Raw genomic sequence first — 5,213 nt, 5'->3', positions numbered from 1 at the left:
GGGAAACGCCATGAGCACCGCCACGTTCGCACGGCTTGCAGGCGTTGCCTGCCTGTGCATGCTGTTTGCCGGCTGCGCCTCGACCCGGGAGGCCGCAAGCAAGTCCTGGCAGGTCATTCGCGACCCGTCGATTCCGGTGGGCTACCCGGAGGATCGCCCGACGCTGGTCGATCTGAGCATGGTCGCCGAGCCGGACGTCAACCCCAACGTCGAGGGCGAAGGAACGCCGCTGCGCTTCCAGCTTCTGCAGCTCAAGGACGACTCGATGCTGATGGCCGCAGACATGGGCCAGCTCGGCGCGGACCTGGAGGAGGTGCTGGGCACCAACTACCTGGCCCACGACGACTTCACGCTGCTGCCGGGCCAGTGGAAGTTCTACGAGCCCTTCGAGATCGACGAACAGACGCGCTACATCGGGCTGATCGCCTTCTACGCCACCCCCAACGAGGCCGAGTGGAAAAAGATCGTGAAGGTGAAAAGCCGCGCCGAACACTATCACCTGCTCGTTCACCTCCGTGACAGCGAAGTCGAGCTAAGGAAGGAGGAGTAATGGCCAGTCGCAATCGTGTGGTCTGGAGCGAGGGGCTGTTCATCAAGCCCCAGCACTTCCAGCAGCAGCAGCGAAGCCTCGAAGGGCTCCTGGATACGCGGCTCAAGGGCGTGAGTCACTATCTCTACGGCTTTCTGGCTCTCGAGCTCAATCAGGAATTCCTGAGCTTCGGGCGCATCGCCCTGAGTCGTGCCAGCGGCGTGATGCCGGACGGCGTGGCGTTCCATCTGCCCGGGGACGATCTGGAGCCCGCCGCACTCGAGGTCGCTGACGCCAGCCTCACCAACCAAGTGGTCTACCTGGGCATTCCGCTCGCCACCGACGGCGTCGGCGAGGTGCGCTGGCCCGAGGACGACCTGCCCGCACGCTACCGGATGACCACGCGCAGCGTGCGCGACCTGCACTCCCAGGAGGGCGCCACGGCGGAGCTCGAGGTCGCTCGCGTCTCGCCCAGGCTGTTGCTCGAGCGCGACGACCGCAGCGGCTACGCGTGCCTGGCGGTGGCGCGCATCGTCGAGCGCCGCCCGGATGGCAGCCTGGTGCTCGACGAACAGTTCCTGCCGACGCTCTTGAACGTCCAGGCGGCGCCGGGCCTTCAGCGCTTCGTCGGCGAGATGGCGGGGCTGATGCGCGAACGCGCACGCAACATCGCCCAGCGCCTCTCCACGCCCCACCAGGCGGGAGTGGCGGACGTCGCCGACTTCATGCTGCTGCAGCTTCTCAACCGCGCCCAGCCGCGCTTTCAGCACCTGGCACGCCTGGGCCAGCTCCACCCGGAGCGCCTCTACGACACCATGCACGAGATCGCCTGCGAGCTGATCACCTTCACCGACGAATCGCGTCTGCCGCCGGAGTGCCCGGCCTACGACCACGATCACCCGGAGCGCGCCTTCAGGCCGTTGATGAAGATGCTGCGCCAGGCGCTCTCCACGGTGCTCGAGCCCCGCGCAGTGGCGATCCAGCTGCAGTCGCGCCGCTTCGGCCTGCTGGTCGCGCCGCTCTCCGACAGCGGTCTGATCGAATCCGCGGAGTTCATCCTCGCGGTGCGCGCCGACATGCCGGGCGAGCGCCTGCGCAAGCTGTTCCTGCAGCAGACCAAGGTGGCCAGCGTCGAGCGCATTCGCGACCTCATCAGCCTGCAGCTGCCGGGCGTTCCGCTCGAGCCGCTGCCGGTGGCGCCGCGAGAGCTGCCCTACCACGCCGGCTACACCTACTTCCAGCTGGATCGCCAGAGCGAGGCCTGGAGCATGCTCGATGGCGCCAGCGGCTTCGCGTTCCACGTGGCCGGGGAGTTCCCGGGCCTGGAAATGCAGTTCTGGGCGATCAGGAGTTAAACCATGCAACAGCTAGCGACCGATGGGCAGAACACGACGAACCGCGCGGCGATGAAAGGGCGCCACGAGGACTTGATCAACGAACGCGGGCTCGAGCACCTGATCCACAGCCACGCCGAGCAGCTCGACGCCGACGAGGACTACTGGTTCCGGCTGCGCGGGCACAACCTCAACCCGCTGGTCGACGCCGCCGGAAGCCTCTTGGGCATGGTGGTGCGGGTGCGCCAGCTCGATCACGTCGCCGACGTCGAGCGCCTCTACCGCCAGGTGGTCGACGAGATCGCCGCCATCGAGATCGAGCTGACCGAGCAGGGCTACGACCGGGCGACGCTGCTGGCCTACCGCTACGTGCTGTGCTCGTTCATCGACGAGGCGGTCATGGGCATGCCCTGGGGGCGCCAGAGCAAGTGGGCGGAGCACTCGCTGCTCACCCGCTTTCACAACGAGACCTGGGGCGGCGAGAAGGTGTTCTCGATCCTTGCTCGGCTGCAGCAGGAACCCAAGCGCTACCGCGACATGCTGGCCTTCATCTATCTCTGCCTGTGCCTGGGGTTCGAGGGGCGCTACCGGGTGATGTCCCACGGTCGCGACGAGTACGAACAGATCGTGCGCGCCCTCGGCGATCAGCTCTCCTCGCTCGAGCCGGTCGGTGAGGACACGCTCACCCATCCGCTCGACAACGTGGTCAAGGGTCGCCGGCGCCGGGGGGGCAGTTTCCCCATCTGGGGCATCTTCACGCTGTTCGGCGTGGCCATGGTGGCGGTGTACTGGGGCTTTGCCTACTCGCTCGACCAGCAGGCCGAGCAGATCACCACGCTTCTCAACCAACTTTACCGCTAGGAGATGCCATGCTCAGGGTAGAGCTGCCGGCGCTGATCGACCGGCTCAACGCGATCGCCAGGCAAGGTCTCGAACAGGCCGCCGTACTGTGTGCCCAGCAGGAAGCGCCGGAAGTCACCGCTGCCCACCTGCTCCAGGCGCTGCTCGACCAGCCCTTGTGCGACGTGCGCCTGCTGTGCGAGCAGATGGACGTGGAGGTCGAGGCGCTGCGCGCAGCGCTTGCCGAGGAGACCCGCCCGCCGCGCGCCATGGAGGTGGCCACGCCGAGCTTCTCGCCGCTGCTGGTCGAGCTTCTGCAGGATGCCTGGCTTCTCGCCGCCACCGAGTACCAGCACGCAACGCTCAGGAGCGGGGCGATCTTCACTGCGCTGTTGCATACGCCGGAGCGCTATCTCGGCCCGGGTTCGCGGCGGCTGCTCGCCGACATCAATCGCGAAAACCTGCGCCGGCGCCTCGACGCGCTGACCGCGGACTCCGCCGAAGCCCCGCAGGAGGCCACGGATGCGTCGGCGCGAAAGCTTCCCGCTGGCGACGACAGCGCGCTTGCGCGCTTTGCCACCTCGCTCACCGAGCAGGCGCGCCGGGGCGAGAACGACCCGGTGCTCGGCCGCGACCCGGAGATCGACCAGATGCTCGATATCCTGGGGCGACGGCGCAAGAACAACCCGATCGTGGTCGGTGATGCGGGGGTGGGCAAGAGCGCGGTGGTCGAGGGCCTGGCCGCGCGCATCGTGGCGGGCCAGGTGCCGGCGGCGCTGGCCGGGGTCGAGCTTTTGACCCTGGATCTGGGCGCACTCCAGGCCGGCGCCGCGGTCAAGGGCGAGTTCGAGAAGCGCCTCAAGGCGGTGATCGACGAGGTCAAGGGCGCCGCGCGGCCCACTCTCTTGTTCATCGACGAGGCCCACACGCTGATCGGCGCCGGCAACCAGGAGGGCGGCGGCGACGCGGCCAACCTGCTGAAGCCGGCCCTGGCCCGGGGCGAGCTCAAGACCATCGCCGCCACCACCTGGCGCGAGTACAAGAAGTACTTCGAGAAGGACCCGGCGCTGTCGCGGCGCTTCCAGCCCGTGGCGCTGTCCGAGCCGAGCATCGACCAGGCGCTGGTCATCCTGCGCGGCTTGCGTGACGTCTACGAGCGCGCCCACGGCGTGCTGATCGGCGACAGCGGCCTGCGCGCCGCCGCCGCGCTCTCGGCGCGCTACCTGGCCGGGCGCCAGTTGCCGGACAAGGCGATCGACGTGCTCGACACCGCCTGCACGCGCCTGGCCCAGGCGCTGGATACCCCGCCGCGCCAGCTGAGCCATCTCAAGAGCGAACATGTCGCCGCCGTGCGCGAGCGCGACCAGCTCGCCCGCGAGACCCTCTTGGGCCGCACCCAGGAGCCCGCCCGGCTCGAGGCGCTGAAAGAGCGCCTGGCCGGGCTCGAGGAGGAGCTCGCCACGCTGGAGGCGGCCTGGCAGGCGCAGCGCGACTGCGTCGACGCCATCGTCGCCCTGCATCGCCAGCTGCTCGACGCCGAACCGGAGAGCGATACCCAGGCGCTTCACGCCGAGCTCGCCGAGCGCGAGGCCGAACTGCAGCAGTTGCAGCACGCCTTCGCGCTGGTCAACCCGAGCGTCGAAGAGGCGCAGATTGCCCAGGTGATCGGCGACTGGACCGGGGTGCCCGTCGAGCGCATGACCAGCGACGAGCTGACCCGCCTGACCGAGCTGCCCGAGCATCTGGGTCGGCTCATCAAGGGCCAGGACGTGGCCATCGAGCGCATCCACCGTCACCTGCTCACCGCGCGGGCGGACCTGCGTCGGCCGGGGCGTCCGCTCGGCGCGTTCCTGCTCGCCGGACCCAGCGGCGTGGGCAAGACCGAAACCGTGGTGCAGATCGCCGAGCAGCTCTACGGCGGGCGCGAGTTTCTGACCACCATCAATATGTCCGAGTACCAGGAGAAGCACACCGTCTCGCGGCTGATCGGCTCGCCGCCGGGCTACGTCGGCTTCGGCGAAGGCGGGCTTCTGACCGAGGCGATCCGCAAGCGCCCCTACTCGGTGGTACTGCTCGACGAGGTGGAAAAGGCCCACCCGGACGTGCTCAACCTGTTCTATCAGGCCTTCGACAAGGGCGAGCTGGCCGACGGCGAAGGGCGGCTGATCGACTGCAAGAACGTGCTGTTCTTCCTCACCTCGAACCTGGGCTTCGAGCAGATCAACCGCCATCACGCCGACCCCGCCGCCCTTGATGACGCCCTCTATCCGGTGCTGGCGGACTTCTTCAAGCCGGCGCTTCTGGCGCGCATGGAAGTGGTGCCCTACCTGCCGCTGTCTGGCGACACGCTGCGCGACATCGTCGCGGCCAAGCTCGACACGCTGGCCCGTCGCATTCGGGCGCGCCACCGCGAGGCCGAGGTGGTGCTCGACGATGCCCTGCGCGAGGCCATTTGCGTGCGCGCCACGCGCAGCGAGAACGGCGCGCACGCAAATGGCCTCGCGCAGGGC

General features: G+C 68.5%; 4 protein-coding genes. All 4 read left to right on the top strand.

Annotated features, from left to right (window positions below; translation table 11 throughout):
• Positions 1-10: 10 nt before the first annotated feature.
• Positions 11-550 carry a type VI secretion system lipoprotein TssJ gene (gene tssJ / locus BIS11_RS10380; protein ID WP_253421318.1) on the top strand — a complete coding sequence of 180 codons (540 nt, stop codon included), beginning with the start codon at positions 11-13 and terminating at the stop codon, positions 548-550.
• Positions 550-1,884, top strand: coding sequence for a type VI secretion system baseplate subunit TssK (gene tssK, locus BIS11_RS10375; RefSeq protein WP_253586014.1), 1,335 nt, complete (start codon positions 550-552; stop codon positions 1,882-1,884). Before tssJ ends, tssK begins: the two co-directional genes overlap by 1 nt.
• Positions 1,885-1,887: 3 nt before the next feature.
• Positions 1,888-2,724 (top strand): type IVB secretion system protein IcmH/DotU, encoded by an 837-nt coding sequence (gene icmH, locus BIS11_RS10370; RefSeq protein WP_253425670.1) that lies wholly within the window; start codon positions 1,888-1,890, stop codon positions 2,722-2,724.
• A gap of 8 nt (positions 2,725-2,732) precedes the next feature.
• Positions 2,733-5,213 (top strand): type VI secretion system ATPase TssH (tssH, locus tag BIS11_RS10365; protein WP_253586013.1); only part of this gene is annotated, 2,481 nt, incomplete at its 3' end.

The organism is Halomonas sp. 707D4 (assembly GCF_024158685.1).
Taxonomy (GTDB): Bacteria; Pseudomonadota; Gammaproteobacteria; order Pseudomonadales; family Halomonadaceae; genus Vreelandella.
The sequence above is the reverse complement of the archived record's forward strand: the minus strand, read 5'-3'. Positions and strand labels throughout refer to the sequence as shown.